The 17881-nt window shown below is 70.4% G+C and carries 16 protein-coding genes; 10 read left to right on the top strand and 6 right to left on the bottom strand.

Translation table 11 applies throughout. The annotated features are described in order from the left end of the window. Window positions 1-81: 81 nt before the first annotated feature. From K8556_RS08180 to K8556_RS08165, 4 genes are all read left to right on the top strand, one after another. Window positions 82-1878 (top strand): histone deacetylase, encoded by a 1797-nt coding sequence (locus K8556_RS08180; RefSeq protein WP_223739462.1) that lies wholly within the window; start codon window positions 82-84, stop codon window positions 1876-1878. 45 nt (window positions 1879-1923) lie between these two features. After that, window positions 1924-2592: an acyltransferase gene (locus K8556_RS08175; protein WP_223739461.1), complete on the top strand. Its 669-nt coding sequence runs from the start codon at window positions 1924-1926 to the stop codon at window positions 2590-2592. Window positions 2593-2813: 221 nt separating this feature from the next. Continuing rightward, window positions 2814-4841 (top strand): ATP-binding protein, encoded by a 2028-nt coding sequence (locus K8556_RS08170; protein WP_223739460.1) that lies wholly within the window; start codon window positions 2814-2816, stop codon window positions 4839-4841. A gap of 207 nt (window positions 4842-5048) precedes the next feature. After that, complete coding sequence (locus K8556_RS08165; protein WP_223739459.1) at window positions 5049-7127, top strand: neutral/alkaline ceramidase; 2079 nt, start codon at window positions 5049-5051, stop codon at window positions 7125-7127. Window positions 7128-7137: 10 nt separating this feature from the next. Here the strand turns inward: K8556_RS08165 and K8556_RS08160 are convergent, their stop codons facing one another. Beyond that, window positions 7138-7947, bottom strand: a complete 810-nt coding sequence (locus tag K8556_RS08160; RefSeq protein WP_223739458.1) for a hypothetical protein — start codon at window positions 7945-7947, stop codon at window positions 7138-7140. A gap of 194 nt (window positions 7948-8141) precedes the next feature. On the opposite strand from K8556_RS08160, the gene K8556_RS08155 reads away from it, so the two are divergent. The 3 genes from K8556_RS08155 (at window position 8142) to K8556_RS08145 (ending at window position 10032) form a co-directional block, all read left to right on the top strand. Beyond that, complete coding sequence (locus K8556_RS08155) at window positions 8142-8657, top strand: gluconokinase (RefSeq protein ID WP_223739739.1); 516 nt, start codon at window positions 8142-8144, stop codon at window positions 8655-8657. A 114-nt stretch (window positions 8658-8771) separates the two neighbouring features. Further along, window positions 8772-9635, top strand: a complete 864-nt coding sequence (locus K8556_RS08150; RefSeq protein WP_223739457.1) for a hypothetical protein — start codon at window positions 8772-8774, stop codon at window positions 9633-9635. Window positions 9636-9663: 28 nt separating this feature from the next. Further along, window positions 9664-10032 carry a hypothetical protein gene (locus tag K8556_RS08145; RefSeq protein ID WP_223739456.1) on the top strand — a complete coding sequence of 123 codons (369 nt, stop codon included), beginning with the start codon at window positions 9664-9666 and terminating at the stop codon, window positions 10030-10032. 26 nt (window positions 10033-10058) lie between these two features. On the opposite strand, the gene K8556_RS08140 is transcribed toward K8556_RS08145, so the two are convergent. Further along, the gene (locus K8556_RS08140) at window positions 10059-10685 is read right to left on the bottom strand and encodes a phenylalanine--tRNA ligase beta subunit-related protein (protein WP_223739455.1); all 627 of its coding nucleotides are present in this window, start codon (window positions 10683-10685) and stop codon (window positions 10059-10061) included. 74 nt (window positions 10686-10759) lie between these two features. Here K8556_RS08140 and K8556_RS08135 point away from each other — a divergent pair, with 74 nt between their 5' ends. Then, entirely contained in the window at window positions 10760-11122 is a 363-nt protein-coding gene (locus K8556_RS08135) for a cupin domain-containing protein (RefSeq protein WP_223739454.1), read from the top strand. 159 nt (window positions 11123-11281) lie between these two features. After that, window positions 11282-12904 (top strand): ABC-F family ATP-binding cassette domain-containing protein, encoded by a 1623-nt coding sequence (locus K8556_RS08130; protein ID WP_223739453.1) that lies wholly within the window; start codon window positions 11282-11284, stop codon window positions 12902-12904. Window positions 12905-12949: 45 nt separating this feature from the next. Here the strand turns inward: K8556_RS08130 and K8556_RS08125 are convergent, their stop codons facing one another. The 4 genes from K8556_RS08125 to K8556_RS08110 are packed head-to-tail and all read right to left on the bottom strand — an operon-like array spanning window position 12950 to window position 17120. Then, on the bottom strand, window positions 12950-13483 hold the full coding sequence (locus K8556_RS08125; RefSeq protein WP_223739452.1) for a hypothetical protein: 534 nt from the start codon (window positions 13481-13483) through the stop codon (window positions 12950-12952). 13 nt (window positions 13484-13496) lie between these two features. Continuing rightward, the gene (locus tag K8556_RS08120; RefSeq protein WP_223739451.1) at window positions 13497-14936 is read right to left on the bottom strand and encodes an aldehyde dehydrogenase family protein; all 1440 of its coding nucleotides are present in this window, start codon (window positions 14934-14936) and stop codon (window positions 13497-13499) included. Between the two features lie 27 nt (window positions 14937-14963). Then, a complete protein-coding gene (locus tag K8556_RS08115; protein WP_223739450.1) occupies window positions 14964-16415 on the bottom strand; it encodes an aldehyde dehydrogenase family protein in 1452 nt (483 codons plus the stop codon). A 33-nt stretch (window positions 16416-16448) separates the two neighbouring features. Next, window positions 16449-17120, bottom strand: a complete 672-nt coding sequence (locus tag K8556_RS08110; RefSeq protein ID WP_223739449.1) for a TetR/AcrR family transcriptional regulator — start codon at window positions 17118-17120, stop codon at window positions 16449-16451. Window positions 17121-17245: 125 nt separating this feature from the next. Between K8556_RS08110 and K8556_RS08105 the strand changes: the two genes are divergently transcribed. Beyond that, window positions 17246-17872, top strand: coding sequence for a phospholipase D-like domain-containing protein (locus K8556_RS08105; RefSeq protein ID WP_043322562.1), 627 nt, complete (start codon window positions 17246-17248; stop codon window positions 17870-17872). Window positions 17873-17881 lie beyond the last annotated feature (9 nt).

Genomic DNA, 17881 nt, shown 5'->3' with positions numbered 1-17881 from the left:
GGGCACCACCCTCTTCCGGCCCGCCCCCGTGTCCCTCGTCCCCGTGAACGCCCGCCGTCCCCAGCCGCCCGCGAGGCGCGGATGATTCAAGCGTGGCTCTGGAAGCTGGGCCTGGGACGCGGCCGGGTGCACGTCTTCTACGACGAGGCCTACCGCCTGCCCCTGTCCGGCATCGAGTCCTCCGTGGGCATCGAGCCGCGCGGCACCGACTTCACCACCTGGTACCTGCTGGAGTCCGGCGTGGTGCGCGCCGCGGACGTGCGCCACCCCGTGCCCGTGTCCTACGCGCAGCTCGCGCGCGTGCACGACGCCCGCTACCTGGAGTCCCTCTCCCACCCCGCCACCCTCGCGCGCATCTACGCCACCGACCCGTCGGAGGTCCCCGTGGACGCGCTCCTGGACAGCGTGCGGCTGGTGTGCGGCGGCACGCTGGGCGCGGCCCGGCTGGCGCTCGCGCGGCAGACGCCCGTGGTCAACATGGCCGGCGGCTTCCACCACGCGCGCCCGGACAAGGGCGGCGGCTTCTGCACCGTCAACGACATCGCCGTGGCCGTGGCGGACCTGCGCGCCTCCGGCTTCGAAGGCTCCGTGGCCGTGCTGGACCTGGACGCGCACCCGCCGGACGGCACCGCCGCGTGCCTCGCCGGCCAGCCGAAGACGTGGATCGGCTCCGTGTCCGGCAGCGACTGGGGCGTGCTGCCCCCCGGCGTGGACGAGACCCGCGTGCCGGACGGCTGCGACGACGTCACCTACGTGCAGAAGGTGAAGGACCTGCTCGCGCGGATGCCCGCCTCCGACATCACCTTCGTCATCGCCGGCGGGGACGTGCTGGCCGGGGACCGCTTCGGGCGCGTGGGCATCTCGCTCCACGGGGCGCGCAAGCGCGACGTGGCCATCGCCGCCGCGCTGCGGGGACGCGCCAGCGTGTGGCTGCCCGGCGGCGGCTACCACGCCGAGTCCTGGAAGCTGTTCGCGGGCACCGTGCTGGTGCTCGCGGGGCTGGGCCACCAGCGCATCACCGCGCGCTATGATCCGCTGAGCGCGCGCTTCCAGCGCATCGCGCACCTGCTGGATCCGGAGAACGGCAACACCGCCGGCAAGGCGCCGCACTGGGAGCCCTTCTCGCTGGAGGACCTGGAGGGCCCGCTGCGGCTGGGGCCGGAGGTGCAGCCGCGCGTGCTGGGCCACTACACCGCGCAGGGCATCGAGTACGCCCTGTTCCGCTACGGCCTGCTGTCGTACGTGGAGCGCCTGGGCTACAGCCGCCTGCGCGTGCAGGTGGCCTCCACCGGCGGCACCGGCGACCGCATCATGGTGCTGGGCCACGCGGGCGGCCGCGAGCACCTGCTGTCGGACTCGGTGGTGGAGAAGAAGGAGCTCCAGGGGGAGACCTTCCTCTTCGCCAACTGGCTGTCCCTGCGCCACCCCCGCGCGCGCTTCAGCGAGACGCGCCCGCAGCTCCCCGGCCAGGAGGTGCCCGGCCTGGGCCTGTCGCGCGAGACGACGGAGGTGCTGCTCGCCATGGCCCAGCGCCTGGGGCTGGCCGGCGTGGCCTTCCGGCCCATGTGGTACCACCTGGCCGTCGTCGCGCGAGGCCGCTTCCACTTCTCCACCCCGGAGCGCCAGGGCCGCTTCGAGGCGCTGATGCGCGACCTGTCCGCGCTGTCGCTCGTGGAGGCCACGCGCGCCGTGGCCGAGGGGCGCGTGCGCCTGGACGGCCGGCCGTACCCGTGGGAGCCGGACGAGATGCTCTGCCGCCTGTCCCCCGAGCCCCTGGACGCGGAGGCCGTGGCGCAGGAGCGCGAGCGCTGCCACTTCACCGTGGAGCCCGCGCCGGAGCCCGGCGCCGCGCCCGCCGTGAAGCCCGAGCCCCTGTGACGCCGCGGCGCCCGGCGGACGCCGGGCCCGTGGTAGTCAGGGCGCGTGGACCTGGACGCGCGACGCCGTGAACAACACAAGCTGCGGCTGTCATGGATGCCGTGGCTGTACTTCAGCCTCAAGCCGCGCCACCGCGAGTGGGCGGAGGCCTGGCAGCGCGAGGTGCAGGACCGCCTGCGCGCGCTGGAGACCGTTGAAATCGCCGAAGGATGTTTCATCGCCCCGGAGGCGCGCATCTTCGCGGAGCCCGGCCGCACCGTGCGCATCGGGCCGGGGTGCAGCATCGGCGCGGACGCCTTCGTGCACGGGCCCGTGGAGCTGGGGCCGCGCGTCAGCCTCAACGCGCGCGTCAGCCTGGACGGCGGCGCGTGCGGCATCCGCATCGGCGAGGGCAGCCGCATCGCCACCGGCGCCACGCTCTACGCCTTCGACCACGGGCTCGCGCCGGACCGCCCCGTGCGCGAACAGCCCGTCACCTCGAAGGGCATCGTGATCGGCGAGGACGTCTGGGTGGGCGCCAACGCGGGCATCACCGACGGCGTCACCGTGGGCGACCACGCGGTGATTGGCATGGGCGCCGTCGTCACCCGCGACGTGCCCCCGTGGGCCATCGTCGGAGGCGTGCCTGCACGCCTGCTCGGGGATCGCCGTCAACGCCCACGTTCCGGAATTCCCGGGGGCTGGGAGCCCCCAGACTCCGAGGGAAACCCATGAGTCCCGGGTGGGTCCATTGACTTTGAAACATTCGAGCGCCCTATGCTTCGGGCCGCGGTGAGACGGAGAGAGGGCTCGGGCCTGGATGCACCGGGTGGGTTTCCCTCCAATCCAGGTTTCATTCCGTCTCATCCGTGATGAAGGAGGCCGCGGTGGCGCAGGAGCAACGCGAAACGGGGAGCGCCGCTGCTCTGGGGCAGTCATCCGGGGCGAGCGACCTCGTGGACACGCGTCGTTTCCAGCGCGCCGGGTCGCTGCTTCGCGAGGCGCTCTTCGAACTGGACGCCGCGGGCCGGCTCGTCCTGGCGACCCCCGCCTGGGAGCGCCTGGTCGGCGCGCCCGTGCACGCGTGGCTGGGCCGCTCGCTGGTGGAGCTGTTCCACCCGGAGGACCGGGACCAGGCGCGGGTGCTGCTGCGCACGGCGCTGTCGCGCACGGACGTGCCCTCGCGGCTGGAGCTGCGGCTGACGGGCGGCGCGCAGCCGCGCTGGGTGGAGCTGTCCGCGACGGGGGACCCGGAGCACCTGGGCGGCGTGCTGGGCACGCTGGTGGAGGTCACCCCGCGCCGCCTGGCGGAGGAGGCCGCCGCCACGCGCGAGCGCTACCTGGGCGCGATGGTGGAGGTGCAGCGGCGGCTGCTCACGCCGGAGTCCGCCGGGGACCTGTACAGCTCCATCCTGGAGCCGCTGGGCCGCGTCGCGGGCGCCAGCCGCGCCTACGTCTTCGAGTTCCACCGCGACGCCTCTGGCCGGATGCTCCAGTCCCAGCGCGCGGAGTGGTGCGCGCCCGGCATCTCGCGCGAGCTGGACAACCCGGACACGCAGGCGTGGCCCATTGATCAGGCCTTCACGCTGCCCCAGTTGGAGCAGCTCCACCGGGGCGAGGCCGTGCAGGGCTCGCCGGAGGACTTCGGCGCGGACAACGCGCCGGTGCTCCTGGCGCAGGGCATCCGGTCGCTGCTGGTGCTGCCCCTGCTGGTGCACGGCGAGCCGTTCGGCTTCATCGGCTTCGACAACTGCGACGACGCGCGGCCCTGGTCGCACGTGGAGGTGAAGCTGTTGTCCGGCGCGGCGGGCGCGCTGTCGCTGGCGCTGGAGCAGCACACCACCAACGCGCTGCGCGTGCGCACGGAGACGGCGCTGCGCCGCACGGAGGCCGGCTTCCACCTGCTCATCGAAGGGTTCCCGGACCCGGTGGTGGTGCACACCACGGACGGCATGCTCCTGTCGGTGAACCCGGCCATGGCCAACTACCTGGGCTACCAGGACCCGGCGGAGCTGCTGGGCCGGCACCTGCTGGGCCTGGTGCGGCGCGAGGACCAGGAGGTCGCGCGCCGCCACCTGGAGGAGGCGCAGGACGGGGCGCTGGCGGCCCGCTCGCACGAGGTGCCGCTGGTGCGCCGCGACGGGCAGGTGGTGAGCGCGGACCTGGTGACGCTGGGCGTGCTCTTCGACGGGGTGCCCGCGCGCGTGACGGTGGCGCGCGACTTCACCGAGCGCAAGCACATGCAGGCGCAGCTCATGCTGGGGGACCGGCTGGCGTCCATGGGCATGCTGGCCGCGGGCATCGCGCACGAGCTGAACAACCCGCTGTCCTACGTGCTCTCCAACCTGGAGTTCCTGCACCGCGCGCTGGGCCCCATGCCCCGGCCCCTGGCCGCCGAGGAGCTGCTGGAGTACCAGCAGGTGCTGGACGACGCGCGCGAGGGCTCCGAGCGGATGCGGCAGATCGTCCGCCAGCTCAAGGTCTTCTCCCGCGTGGACGACGCGCACGAGGAGGCGGTGGACCTGCACCGCGTGCTGGACTCCGTCGCGCAGATGGCGGCCAGTGAAATCCGGCCGCGCGCCCGGCTGGTGAAGCAGTACGGCGCCGTGCCGACGGTGCGCGCCAACGAGGGCAAGCTGTTCCAGGTCTTCCTCAACCTGGTCATCAACGCCGCGCACGCGATTCCAGAGGGCTTCACGGACGAGCACGAGATCCGGCTCATCACCCGCGTGGACGACGACGGCCGGGTGCTGGTGGAGGTGCGCGACACGGGCCGGGGCATCGCGCCGGAGCTGCTGCGCCGCATCTTCGACCCCTTCTTCACCACCAAGGCGCCGGGCCAGGGCACCGGCCTGGGCCTGTCCATCTGCGACACCATCGTGCGCGCGCTGGGCGGCACCATCGCCGCGGAGTCCACGCCGGGCCACGGCGCCACCTTCCGCGTCACCCTGCACGTCGCCGCGCGGCCCGCACTCGAGGTCTGAGCGGCTGGGCGTTCGCGCGTCCGTGCGGAGGAGCGGGCCGCCCGTCCGCTGCCGCGAAATGGACTGAATCCGCCGCGCTCCCGTGTTCGAGTGTGGAGCGTCGGACGGCCCGCCCTCGCGTGCGCTGCCCTCCAGGGGGCGGCGGCGGCACGCTGGGGCCCCGCCGCCGCAGGGGGCCTTCCCTTCCGGAAGGCCGTGGAGGATGCCATGCGCACGCTGAACGCCCGCCTCGCTCCCGTGCTCGGGTTGCTGCTGGGCTGCGTGCTGACGCTGGGCCCGGGCGCCGCCCCCCGGCTGTCCACGGCGGACGCGCAGGAGGGAGCGGCGCGGGCGGACGCGTGCGCGGGCTCCGCGAACTTCCTCATCGGCGCGGCGCGCTCGGACATCACCGGCCCCGCGGCGGAGGTGGGGATGATGGGCTACGGGCAGGTGGGCCAGAAGACGGAGGGCATCCACCAGCGGCTGTACTCGCGGGCGTTCGTCATCGCCTCGCCGTGCAACGGCCGCCGCGTGGCCTTCGTCAGCGCGGACCTGGGCATGGTGTTCCAGGCGGTGAAGCAGCAGGTGGTGGAGCGGCTGCGCTCGAAGCTGGGCGACACCTTCTCCGACGACAACGTGCTGCTCAGCGCCACGCACACGCACTCCGGGCCGGGCGGCTTCAGCCACTACACGTTCTACAACCTGACCACCTTCGGCTTCGTGCCCCAGAACTTCGAGGCCATCGTCTCCGGCATCACGGACTCCATCCTCCGCGCCAACGCGCGCCTGGCGGAGGGGTCGCTGCGGCTGTCCTCGGGCGACCTGCACGGCGCCAGCGCCAACCGCTCGCCGGAGGCCTACCTGCGCAACCCCGAGTCCGAGCGCGTCCGCTACCCCGGCAACGTGGACACGCGCATGACGCTGCTCCGGATGACGGGGGCGGACGGGCGCGAGCTGGGGCTCGTCAACTGGTTCGCCGTGCACGCCACGTCCTTCGGCAACACCAACCACCTCATCACCGGCGACAACAAGGGGCTGGCGGCGCACGCGTTCGAGGTGGAGCAGGGCGGACGGACGCCCGGAGGGCCGGACACCTTCGTCGCGGCGTTCGCGAACTCGAACGAGGGCGACGTCACGCCCAACATCCTGGGAGGCACCAACGGCGGCGGCGCGAACGACTTCGAGGACGCCGCCATCTCCGCGAAGAAGCAGTACGACTTCGCCGCGCACCTGTGGTCCCACGCCGCGATGCCGGTGATGGGCGGGGTGGACTACCGGCACACCTACGTGAAGATGGACGCGGTGGACGTCGCGCCCGCGTTCGCGGACGGCGGCGAGCACCGCACCTGCCCCGCGGCCATCGGCCTGTCCATGCTGGCGGGCGCGGAGGACGGGCCGGGCTTCGGCGCGGAAGGGGCCACGTGCGAGAACGTGCACGACCTGTGGAGCCAGTTCTCCTGCTCCGCCGTCACCACGCCCTGCCAGGGGGAGAAGCCCATCGTCCTGGAGATGGGCACCATGAAGCCCTACCCGTGGTCCCCGGAGGTGCTGCCCCTGCAGGTGGTGACGGTGGGGCCGCTGGCGCTGGTGGCGGTGCCCTTCGAGATGACCACCATGGCGGGCCGCCGGCTGCGCGACACGGTGCGCGCGCAGCTCCAGGGCCTGGGCGTGACGGACGTGGTCATCGCGGGGCCGGCCAACGCCTACTCGGGCTACGTGGCCACCCGCGAGGAGTACGCGCGCCAGGACTACGAGGGCGCGTCCACGCACTTCGGCCCGTGGACGCTGGCGGCGCTGCAGCAGTCCTTCGCGGGGCTCGCGGCCTCCTTGCGCGAAGGGGTGGCCGTGGCGCCCGGCCCCACGCCGCGCGACCTGCGCAAGGCGGTGGTGGGGCTGCAGCCCGGCGTGGTGTTCGACGACAAGTTGCTCTGGGTGGACTTCGGCGCCGTCGCGGAGGAGGCGAAGGCGTCCTACGCGCGCGGCGACACGGCGAGCGTCACCTTCTGGGGCGGCCATCCACGCAACGACCTGAAGACGGGCGGCACCTTCCTGCGCGTGCAGCGGCGGGAGCTGGACGGCACGTGGCGGGACGTGGCGAACGACGGGGACGGCGTCGCGCTGTACCACTGGCAGCGCGAGTACTGCGTGCCCACGCTCGCGTGCTCGCAGGTGCGCATCACGTGGCCCATTCCCCGGGACACGCCGCCGGGCACGTACCGGCTGGTGCACGAGGGGAACTGGAAGTCCGGCTGGGACGGGCGCATCCACCCGTACTCGGGGAGCTCGCGCCCGTTCACCGTGCGCTAGCGCGCGCCCTTCAGTCGCAGGAGCCGTCCGGGTTGCACCGCTTCTCGCACTTCTTGCAGGCCTCGCCGCCCTTGCCGCACTGGCCCTTGTTGGGCGCGGAGATGCAACTGTTGCCAGCGCAGCAGCCATTGCAGGTGGACGGGTCACAGCGGCACGCGCCGCCGATGCACGCCAGTCCCGGGCCGCAGGCGTTGCCGCTGTCGCAGTAGCACCGGCCTGCGTCGCAGCGGTTGGCGTTGGTGCCGCAGGCGGGGCCGGTGCCGCAGCCGCAGGCGCCGCGGTCGGTGCAGGTGTCGGCCCGGGCCGTGTCGCAGGCCTCGCACGCGACGCCGCCCACGCCGCAGGTGCGCGCGGTGCGGGAGGTGCACACGCCGTCGCGGCAGCAGCCGTCCGGGCAGTCCACGCAGAAGGTGCCGCCGTGGGAGGCGGTCAGCCGCACGGTGACCTCCACCTCGTAGCCGTCGCGCACGGTGGCGGTGGCCTCGCCGGTGGCGACCATGGCGTCGTCGCGCAGGCCGTCCACGCGGACGGTGGCCCGGGTGCCGTGGGCCGCGCCGTCCAGGAGGACGCGGAACGTCTCGCCGTTCACGAGCGCGCGGCTGGAGTCCTCGGGCAGCAGGGTCGTGGGCACGGAGGCGCCGTCCGCGGTGGCGGCGACGCGCAGCCGGGTGAGGTTGAGGGAGGGCTCGAACTCGGCGGTGACGAAGAGCGCGGTGCCCGCGGCGGCGGCGGGGTCCCGGCAGGCGGCGAGGGACACCAGCGCGAGCAGGCCGCTGCACAGGAGGAGCCGGGCAGGTGTCCGGCCGGGGGTTGCTCCCACGGAAGTCATGATGGCGTGGGAGGGTAATGGTTCCTCCGTCGTGAAGTGGAAGTCATCTGGGACGCGGGGGTGATGGCGTTGGACAGCGGACGCTCACCTCCGGTGTGTCACCGGCCGTGCATCTCGCGTGGCACGCGGAGCGGGAAGGCCGCAGCATGAGGGAGCGCGCGAGACCCGAGGGAGGCGGCAACGGCATGGTGGTCATCGTCATGGGGGTGTCAGGCACCGGGAAGTCCACGGTGGGCCGGGCGCTCGCGGACCGGCTGGGGTGGACGTTCGTGGACGCGGACGACCTGCACTCGGTGGAGAACCGCCGGAAGATGGCCGCGGGCACGGCGCTGACGGACGTGGACCGGCAGCCCTGGCTGGAGCTGTTGCGCGCGAGGATGGAGAAGGCGCTGGAGGCGGACGAGGACCTGGTGCTGGCCTTCTCCGGCCTCAAGGCCCTCTACCGCGCCAGGCTCACCGTGGATGCGACGCGCGAGCGCTGGGTGTACCTGCACGCGCCCGCGTCCGTCATCCGCGAGCGGCTCCAGCGGCGCGAGGGCCACTTCATGCCGGCGTCGCTGCTCCAGAGCCAGTTGGAGACGCTGGAGGCGCCCGGCGACGCGTTCACCGTGGACGTGACGCCGCCGCCGGAGGACGTCGTGCAGCACGTCCTGGACGGGTTGGCGCTGAGGCCTGGGGTGGGTGTGCGCGCGGGAAAGTGACCTGGTTGCTGAATGTCAGCAGGGGAGTGCAGAATGGCCGCCTGCTTACGCTTGACCACATCCCGGTCGTAGAGGGTGCTGGTTGTCGTTTCTGACGTTATATTGCTCTCGCCCATGTCGACTTCCGCAGCACTCCCTTCCGCTTTATCTCTGCCCAGTGGGCCCGGGCTTCTGGCGCTCGTGGAGCGGGTCATTGCTCTCGTGACGCGGGAGCGGATGACCGCTCAGGAGCGGGCGTTCATCGAGCAGATGCGTGAACTTGGGGGCACCTTCGGTGCCTATGTCCTCGAAGCTGAAGACCGGGATGACCTGATCACCCGGATCGATGCAGTGGTTGGAGACCCCCGGTTTTACGTGGCACAGCAAAACATCAGGGGAGGCGACGCCTTTGGAGGGCTTCCTGAACTGGTGGGTGAGTTCGAAGAAATAGTGGCGGAGGATGAGATCCCAGACGCGATGGTGCAGGCCTTGGGCCCTGCATCGACTCCTTTTCTGCGCGACCTTCATCGGAACCTCTCGGAAACCTTCAGATGCCTGGTGCACCTGATGGAAACCATGCCTCCGGACGCCGAGGCGCCTCCTGCTGTAGAGACGTTCGTTGATTTGAACGGGGATGGAGATCCGCTTGCGTTCATCAGCGCGCCAGATGTTCCAATCCCAGTAGCGGAGGCCCTGCTCGCATCAATGAGGCTCAACGCCCTCTTCTTGGCGTTGGTGGCTCTGTTGTTCAAACAGGGGGCGGCCGAGCCCTGGCTCAAGCTCGCTATTTCTGAATTGCTGGCCAGCTCAAGCAAGCAGTGGCTGGCGCTCACAGCAGCCATGTCCGGCGCCGAGGTTCCGGTTGATCTCCTGCCGATGGATGAGCGGCTCGACCTGACGGGGCTCGAACAGCATTCGAAGGCCGTTCAGTCGGCCTATGCGCGATTCAACATGGCCGCGGAGCGCTCGGGTGAGCCGGTATTTCCCTCCTCCTCCTAAGCCTCAATTGCGCAACCGTGGAGTGGTGATGGTGGATGTGGGTGGCAAGCCCCATCCCGCCATTGTCGTCCAGATTTTTCCTGACGAGGAGCGTGTGGTCGTTCTGTGTGGCACCGGGACCAAGCGCTATGAATTGGCTGGCATTGAGGTGCAGAGCAGTTCTGCCGCAGGCAAGGCCTTGAGGCTTTCCAAGGACACGTTCTTCTACGCCACGAATCTGCGCAGCGTTCGTCTGGGACATGCCGAGGTCAAAGAGGGCTCTTGCCCTCCTTCGCTCTTCCTGCAGGTGAGGTACTTGGTCGAAGGCGCGCTGAGAATCCTCACCTCAGCCGAGAAGGAGAAAGATCTCTCCGAGGACGCACGTCCCCGTCCTGCCGCGACCTCCGAGCAGACCTGAGCGCGGCGGACAATCCTCTGCTTGCTTCAGCGCACGGGCTCGACGGTGGCGCCCAGGCGCTCCAGCAGCTCGCGGTACCAGGTGAAGGCGCGCTCGGCGTGGCCCTTCAACTCCTTCGTGCCCCACAGCAGCGTGAGGGTGCGGCGCGTGGTGCCGTCCGTCTTGGTGCGCTGCGCGTCCTTCACCGCGTTGGCGCACGGGCCCTGCGCGTCGAAGAGGCACAGCAGGCCCTCCAGGTCGATGGTCTGCCCGGAGGCGTTGAAGACGTAGCGGTCGCCCTGGATGGCGGTGGAGACGCGGAACGGGGCCTGGGCCTTGTCCAGATCCACCACGCTGATGGGCAGGCCGCTGTGCAGCGACACGGCGTTGCACGCGTCCACCGCGGCGTTGATGGTGCCCAGGGTGCCGTCGCCGGAGGCCCGCACCAGGTACTCGGACGCGGGCTTGCCCCGGCCCGTGGGCTTGTAGCCGCCGTGGCGGAGCAGGTCGCGCACGGCGCCCCGGACGGCGTCGTCACTCTGGAGGGGCGCGGCGGCGCCGGGCTTCAGCAGGGCCTGCAGCCAGTCGGGCGCGGGCAGGTCCCCCAGGGGAGCGGGGAAGGTGGAGGTGAAGGCGACGAGGTCGAGGAGGGGATGGGGGTCGACGGTCAGCACGGCTGCACTCTACGTCACGCGCTGATAGGGTAGGGATTGCTGCTTTTCCCTCCATCACGACCTGGAGCATGCGCATGCCCACGCTCATCCCGAAGCCCATCCGTGTGACGGCCGTGGGCAACAAGCCGAAGCTCATCGACGAGTACGTGGGCCGGGTGAACTCCAAGACGTCCAACATCAGCGTGGCCCACATGCGCAGCCCCGGCGGGTGGGAGGAGCCCGGCCAGACGCCCGAGTTCCGGGAGATCACCATGGTGCTCGCGGGCACGCTGCGGGTGGAGCACAAGGGCGGGGTGATGGACGTCCACGCCGGCCAGGCGGTGGTGTGCGAGCCCGGCGAGTGGGTCCGCTACAGCACCCCCGACGAGGAAGGCGCGGAGTACGTGGCCATCTGCACCCCGGCGTTCTCCCCGGGCACGGTGCACCGGGACGCCTGAGCCTCACGTTTCAAGCCGGGCGGAATCCCGGGCGGGGGCCTGCCTGCCCGGTTGCGTGGAAGGACCTGGGGCCGTTGGGGGTTCGGAAGCATCCCTCCGGCGGGCGGCTCGTGGCATAAGGGCGCGCCGCCTGATTCCCCGGGCCTTTTCGGTACGCACATGATCCGTCTCGACAACATCGGCAAGCAGCACGGTCAGCAGCTCCTCTTCGTGGAGGCGTCGGCCGCGCTCCACAAGGGCGAAAAGGTGGGCCTGGTGGGCCCGAACGGCGCGGGCAAGACGACGCTGTTCCGGATGATGACCGGCCAGGAGTACCCGGATGAGGGACAGGTCTCCATCGACCGGGGCGTCACCATTGGCTACTTCAGCCAGGACGTCGGTGAGATGAACGGCCGCAGCGCGGTGTCCGAGGTCATGGACGGCGCGGGCCCGGTGAGCACCGTGGCGGCGGAGATGAAGGAGCTGGAAGCCGCCATGGGGGACCCGGACCAGGCGGACAACATGGAGAAGCTCGTCGAGCGCTACGGCGTCGTGCAGGGCCGCTTCGAGGAACTGGGCGGGTACGCGCTGGAGGGCCGCGCGCGGGAAATCCTCGCGGGCCTGGGCTTCAGCGAGGAGATGATGGACGGCGACGTGGGCAAGCTGTCCGGCGGTTGGAAGATGCGCGTGGCGCTGGCCCGCATCCTCCTGATGCGCCCGGACGCCATGTTCCTGGACGAGCCCTCCAACCACCTGGACATCGAATCGCTCATCTGGCTGGAGAGCTTCCTCAAGGGGTACGAGGGCGCGCTGCTGATGACGTCGCACGATCGCGAGTTCATGAACCGCATCGTGACGAAGGTGGTCGAAATCGACGGCGGTTCGCTGACGACGTACTCGGGCAACTACGACTTCTACGAGCAGCAGCGCGCGCAGAACGAGGCGCAGCAGCAGGCGCAGTACGAGCGCCAGCAGGCGATGCTCGCGAAGGAGATCAAGTTCATCGAGCGGTTCAAGGCCCGCGCGTCGCACGCGGCGCAGGTGCAGAGCCGGGTGAAGAAGCTGGAGAAGATTGAAAAGGTGGAGCCGCCCAAGCGCCGCTCCACGGTGCTCTTCGAGTTCCAGCCGCCGCCGCGTTCCGGTGACGACGTGGTGAACCTGAAGAACGTGTGCAAGGGCTACGGCAAGCGGACCATCTACGACGGCCTGGACTTCCTGGTGCGCCGCGCGGAGCGCTGGTGCGTGATGGGCGTGAACGGCGCGGGCAAGTCCACGTTGCTGAAGCTGGTGACGGGCACGACGCAGCCGGATGAAGGCACGGTGGCGCTGGGTGGCAGCGTGAAGATGGGCTACTTCGCGCAGCACGCCATGGACCTGCTGGACGGAGAGAAGACGGTCTTCGAGCAGTTGTCGGACGCGTTCCCCCGGGCAGGGCAGGGTTCGCTGAGGGCGCTGGCGGGCTGCTTCGGCTTCAGCGGCGACGAGGTGGAGAAGAAGTGCCGGGTGCTGTCGGGAGGAGAGAAGGCGCGTCTGGTGATGGCGCAGATGCTCTACGACCCGCCGAACTTCCTGGTGCTGGACGAGCCCACGAACCACCTGGACATGGGCACGAAGGAGATGCTGATCACGGCGCTGTCGCGCTACGAGGGCACGATGTTGTTCGTGTCCCACGACCGGCACTTCCTGGGAGCGCTGTCCAACCGCGTGCTGGAGCTGACGCCGGACGGCATCCACAAGTACGGCGGCGGCTACACGGAGTACGTCGCGCGCACGGGCCAGGAAGCCCCGGGCCTGCGGAGCTGATGTCACGGACGCCCAGGGCGTGAAGACGCTCTGGGCGTTTGTCTTTCAGTGGATTCCATTGCTGATGTCGAACTTCTCATGGGGAGAGAAGGACTTGATCGCCGTCAGGAGCATCCAGCCGGTTCCGCCGTCCACCGGGCTGGCTTGTCTGCAGCAGATGCGAATCGCTGAGTCACTGAGGGTCCAGTTCTCGCACTGCTTTCCTTCAACCTCACGAGCGGTGGAGGTGGGAGAACCCAATGCAGAAACTACCTCATCGTGGACGGCCTTGAACGCCGTTGCGCAGAGCGCTTCTCGGCGAAAGACCGAGAGCCCGAAGCTCTTAATCTGCTCATTGGAGGAAAACCCGTAGGTTACCTTCGCCGGGTATCCGCCCAGTGTGGCGCCTTGTCCGAGCGCTTCCGCTTCGGCTCGTGTCATGCCCTGGCGGAGTCGAGCGAACAGGGATGCATCCGGTGCGGCTGGGCTCGCCGAGCTCATCCAAAACCATGCACCTGACCACATCAGCATGCAGTGCCAGGCCCATCGCTTGTCGGTCGTCAGCCGGCCAGGTCGCGGCGGTGCGTTGTCGAAGCTCATTGTGCCTCCCATCCTATTCGAACAGCTTGCTCGCGAGCCGGGCCAGGCGCTGGGCCTTGCCCCGGTAGGGTGGGAAGAAGAGGTTCGTGAAGGCCGTGCGGCCCTGCCGCACCACCGCGCGCTCGTGGCTGAAGGCCTTGAAGCCCGCTTCGCCGTGGTACGCGCCCAGGCCGCTCTGCCCCACGCCTCCGAATGGCAGGTGCGGGTTCACGTTGTGCAACACCACGTTGTTCACCACCGTGCCGCCCGCGCTCGTCTCCTTCAGCAGGCGCTCCACCGTGTTCTCTTCGTGGCTGAAGACATACAGGGCCAGCGGCTTGCCCCCCGCGCGCACCTGCGCCACCACTTCATCCAGGGACTCGAAGCGCAGCACCGGCAACAGCGGCCCGAAAATCTCTTCGTCCATCACCGCGGACTCCGGCGTCACGTCCGCCAGCACCGTCGGCGCGATGTAGCGCGTCTCCGCGTGCACGCCGCCCCCCGCCACCACCCGCGCGCCTCCCGCCACGGATTCATCCAGCAGCCGGCACACGCGCTTGTACGCGCCGTCATCCACCATCCGGCAGAAGTCCGGCGTCGCCCGCCGCGCCTCCTCCGTCTTCCCGTAGAAGCGCTCCAGCGCGGACTTCATCCCGGACAGCAGCGCCTCCTCCTTCGACGCGTGCACCCAGACGTGGTCCGGCGCGATGCACGTCTGCCCCGCGTTCAGGAACTTGCCCCAGACAATCCGCTCCGCCGCCGCGTCGACGTCCGCTGACGCGTCCACGATGACCGGCGACTTGCCGCCCAGCTCCAGCGTCACCCCCGCCAGGTGCCTCGCCGCCGCCTCCATCACCCTCCGCCCCACGCGCGGCCCGCCCGTGAAGAAGAAGTGGTCGAACGGCAGCCGCAGCAGCGCCTCGCCCACCTCCGCGCCTCCCTCCACCAGCGCCACCTCGTCCTGCGGAAACACGTCCCGCAGCAACTGCGCCAGGAAGCGCGCCGTGCCCGGCGTCTTCTCGCTCGGCTTGCACAGCACGGCGTTGCCCGCCGCCACCGCCGCCACCAGCGGCGACACCAGCAGGTGGAACGGGTAGTTCCACGGCGCCAGGATGAGCACCACGCCCCTGGGCTCCGGGTGCACCTCGCTCTTCGTGCCCGTGAGCAGCAGCGGCGCGCCCACCCTGCGCGGCTTCATCCACGCCTTCAGGTGCTTCTGCACGTGCGCCAGCTCCAGCAGCACGGGCAATATCTCCGTCGCCTCCACCTCCGCGGGCGGCTTGCGGAAGTCCTCGTGCAGCGCGTCCGCCAGCTCCTCACGCCGCTCCAGCAGCAGCGCCTTGAGCTTCTCCAGCCGCGCGAGGCGCTCCTTCGGCCCTGTCTTCGCCAGCTCCCAGCGGCGCGCCTGGAGGCGGTCGAACACCGCCTGCAGGTCTCCCGGGACCAGGGCCTCCTCCACTGACACCACGCGCATGCCGGTTCCTCTCTCCCAGCCCGGGACCTACTCCAGCATCCGGGTCGCCTTGGAAGCCCATTCCTGGGTCTTTCCCCGATACGGCGGGAAGAACACCGCGGCCAGCGACTTCATCCACTGGACCATCACGGCCCGCTCGTGGCTGAACGTCTTGAAGCCGTAGTGCCCGTGGTAGTTCCCCAGCCCGCTCATCCCCACCCCGCCAAACGGCAGGTTCGGGTTCGCCACGTGGATGAGCACGTTGTTCACCACCACCCCGCCGGACGTCGTGTGCTGGAGCACCTCCTCCACCACCTTCGAGTCCTGCGAGAACACGTACAGCGCCAGCGGCTTCCCGCCTTCGTTGATGTGCGCGTAGACCTCCTCGCGCCGCTCGTACGTCAGCACCGGCAACACCGGCCCGAAGATTTCGGCCTCCATGATGGGCATCTGCGTCGTCACCCCGGACAACACGGTGGGGGCCACGTACCGGGACGGCCCGTCCGCCGTGCCGCCCGCCTCCACCTTCGCCCCCGCGGCGACCGTGCGGTCGAGCACCTCCTTGAGCCGCCTCCACGCCGCCGGGTCCACCACCCGCGCGAAGTCCGGGCTGGCCTGCCGCTCGGCCTCCGTCGCGCCGTAGAAGCGCGTCAGCACCGCCTTGAACGCCTCCAGGAACGCCTGCTGCTTCGACGCCGGCACGTAGATGTAGTCCGGCGCCACGCACGTCTGGCCCGCGTTGACGAACTTGCCCCACGCCAGCGCCTCCGCCGCCGCCTTCAGGTTCGCGGACTCATCGATGATGACCGGCGACTTGCCGCCCAGCTCCAGCGTCACGCTGGACAGGAACTTCGTCGCCGCCGCCATCACCTTGCGGCCGATGTTCGGGTTGCCCGTGAAGAAGAAGTGGTCGAACGGGTGCTGGAGCAGCGCCTCCGCCACCTCCGCGCCGCCCTCGAACACCGCCACCTCGTTCTCCGGGTACACGTCCCGCACCAGCTTCGCCAGGAAGCGCGACGTGTGCGGCGTCTTCTCACTGGGCTTGAGCATCACCGCGTTGCCCGCGGCGATGGCCGCGATGAGCGGCGCCGCCAGCAACTGGAACGGGTAGTTCCACGGCGACAGGATGACCACCACGCCCTTCGCCTCGAAGCGCACGTGGCTGGACGCGCCCTTGAGCGTCAGCGGCGTCGCCACCCGCTTGGGCTTCATCCACGCCTTCAGGTGCTTCACCGTGTGGTTCAGCTCCTCCAGCGTCGGGTGGATCTCCGTCAGCTCCACCTCCATCGCCGGCTTGCGGAAGTCCTGGTGGATGGCCTCCGCCAACTGCTCGCGCCGCGCGATGATGGCCTCGCGCAGCTTGCGCAGCCTCGCGATGCGCTCCGCTGGAGTGCTGCGCGACAGGTTCCAGCGGTTCGCGCGCTGCGACTCGAACACCGCGCGGATGCGGTCCACTTCGACCGAGGCCTGGGGAAGGAGGGACGCGACGGCTTCCAGCATGACAGGGCTCCGTTTCAGGAAATGCGCAAAGGGTCAGCGGGCCCCGAGCCCGCGAAGAAGGGTGGTGATGGCCGCCGTCAGCTCGGCGGTGAAGTCCACGCGCAGCGGCGCCATGTGCGGCAGCGTCAGCACCTCGCGCGCCACGGGCGCGATGTCCGCCATCTGCCGCAGGCCCGTCACCAGCGCGTGCACGTAGCGGATGAGCTGGCCCGCCGTCTCCGGTGTGAGGAAGGGCAGCCGCGCCTGGAGCAGCGCGGACGTCGTCCCCATGGACACGAGCACGCGCTCCTTGACGGCCTGGGCCTGCGCCACCGTCACGTTCTGCTCCAGCACGGTCTGCGCCAGCGCCAGCAGCCGCGTGAAGGTCTCCTCGCCCTCCAGCGACCCGGCCACCGTGCGCGCCAACTGGTGGGCCGTCCACGTGCCGCCCTCCGACAGGCGCCCGTTCAGCTTCGCGAACCACGCGGTGAGCAGGTCGTCCAGGAGCGCCAGGAACAGCGCCTCCTTCGTCGGGAAGTAGAGGAACACCGTCCCCTTCGCCAGGCCCGTGCGCGCCGCGACGTCCGCCATCTTCACCTCGGCGAACGACGTGGCCTCGAACAGCGCGCGCGCCGCGTCCAGCAGCTCCCGCCGCCGCGCTTCCTTGTCCTCGTCCCGCCGCGCCCGCAGCGGCACGACCCGCTTCGCGGCCAGTGCTCCCGCCATGACCTGGAGTTAAATGACCGCCGGTCATCGGTCAAGCCGGTGTCTGGGGCTCCTTCCACCGCAGGACGTTCGCCAGGGGAGGGGGATGGAATCGTGTAATCCCGTGTGCGACGCTGGGTGACATGATGAGGCCCATCGACGCGGAGCTGCTGTCGGGGAGCGCGCTCTACCAGGAGGTGGTGCTGCGCAAGCTGGCCCACGCGCGCGAGTCGGTGTGGATGGCCACCGCCAACGTGAAGGCCATGTACGTGGAGCGCTCGAAGGGGGCGTTCGTGCCGCTCCTGGAGGTGCTGGACGGGCTGGCCGCGCGGGGCGTGGCGCTGCGGCTGTTGCACGCGGAGCTGCCCAGCCGGCCGTTCCGGGCCGCGTTCGACGCGCGCTCCCGGCTGGTGAAGGGCGGGCTGGAACTGAAGGTGTGCCCGCGCGTCCACTTCAAGGCGGTGGTGGTGGACGGCGCCTGGGTCTACCTGGGGAGTGCCAACCTCACCGGCGCGGGACTGGGCGCCAAGGGCGATGATGTCCGCAACTTCGAGCTGGGGTTCGTGACGGAGGACTTCGACACCATCGACCGGACCACCGCCCTCTTCGAGGCCGTGTGGAGCGGCGCCGAGTGCCGGGGGTGCCGGCTCCGCGCGGTGTGTCCTGACCCCATCTTGCCCTCCGGCGGCGGACAGGCGAAGAAACGGGGACGGGACGCGGTGCGTTTGGGGAAGTCCCGCCGGCTGCGACGTCCACGGGAGGACTCGACATGACGCTGTACC

The organism is Corallococcus sp. AS-1-12, from assembly GCF_020036995.1.
In the GTDB taxonomy this organism is placed as follows: domain Bacteria; phylum Myxococcota; class Myxococcia; order Myxococcales; family Myxococcaceae; genus Corallococcus.
The sequence above is the reverse complement of the archived record's forward strand: the minus strand, read 5'-3'. Positions and strand labels throughout refer to the sequence as shown.

Excerpts from the sequence above, each read along its gene's own strand:
- K8556_RS08180 (WP_223739462.1), top strand. The coding sequence starts at position 82 with ATGATTCAAGCGTGGCTCTGGAAGCTGGGCCTGGGACGCGGCCGGGTG.
- K8556_RS08165 (WP_223739459.1), top strand. The coding sequence starts at position 5,049 with ATGCGCACGCTGAACGCCCGCCTCGCTCCCGTGCTCGGGTTGCTGCTG.
- K8556_RS08155 (WP_223739739.1), top strand. The coding sequence starts at position 8,142 with ATGGTGGTCATCGTCATGGGGGTGTCAGGCACCGGGAAGTCCACGGTG.
- K8556_RS08150 (WP_223739457.1), top strand. The coding sequence starts at position 8,772 with ATGTCGACTTCCGCAGCACTCCCTTCCGCTTTATCTCTGCCCAGTGGG.
- K8556_RS08145 (WP_223739456.1), top strand. The coding sequence starts at position 9,664 with ATGGTGGATGTGGGTGGCAAGCCCCATCCCGCCATTGTCGTCCAGATT.
- K8556_RS08135 (WP_223739454.1), top strand. The coding sequence starts at position 10,760 with ATGCCCACGCTCATCCCGAAGCCCATCCGTGTGACGGCCGTGGGCAAC.
- K8556_RS08130 (WP_223739453.1), top strand. The coding sequence starts at position 11,282 with ATGATCCGTCTCGACAACATCGGCAAGCAGCACGGTCAGCAGCTCCTC.
- K8556_RS08125 (WP_223739452.1), bottom strand. The coding sequence starts at position 13,483 with ATGAGCTTCGACAACGCACCGCCGCGACCTGGCCGGCTGACGACCGAC.
- K8556_RS08120 (WP_223739451.1), bottom strand. The coding sequence starts at position 14,936 with ATGCGCGTGGTGTCAGTGGAGGAGGCCCTGGTCCCGGGAGACCTGCAG.
- K8556_RS08115 (WP_223739450.1), bottom strand. The coding sequence starts at position 16,415 with ATGCTGGAAGCCGTCGCGTCCCTCCTTCCCCAGGCCTCGGTCGAAGTG.
- K8556_RS08110 (WP_223739449.1), bottom strand. The coding sequence starts at position 17,120 with ATGGCGGGAGCACTGGCCGCGAAGCGGGTCGTGCCGCTGCGGGCGCGG.
- K8556_RS08105 (WP_043322562.1), top strand. The coding sequence starts at position 17,246 with ATGAGGCCCATCGACGCGGAGCTGCTGTCGGGGAGCGCGCTCTACCAG.